Origin of the sequence: Pseudoalteromonas sp. S1609 (assembly GCF_005887255.1) — a bacterium.
Taxonomy (GTDB): domain Bacteria; phylum Pseudomonadota; class Gammaproteobacteria; order Enterobacterales; family Alteromonadaceae; genus Pseudoalteromonas.
On the sequence record NZ_PNDJ01000265.1, the window covers coordinates 1 to 214 of the forward strand.

Genomic DNA, 214 nt, shown 5'->3' on the forward strand with positions numbered 1-214 from the left:
AGTATGCGAGTATCAAACACTATTTGGCCCATACGTGGGTGCTAAGCGTGTAGGAGGATTTCTCGGTGAAAACACTAATGTTCCTATTTGGCTTTTAGGATCAAGTTTATTTATTGCCCAGTTAGCAGAGCAAAAAGGATTACCCTATGTATTTGCGGGGCACTTTGCACCGCGGTTTGTACATGATGCAATAGCCTTATATAAACGAGAATTT

The 214-nt window shown here is 41.1% G+C and carries 1 pseudogene; it reads left to right on the forward strand.

The features are described 5' to 3' along the window. Positions 1–214 (forward strand): annotated as a pseudogene (locus CWB76_RS19670) (LLM class flavin-dependent oxidoreductase); the annotation flags it as partial.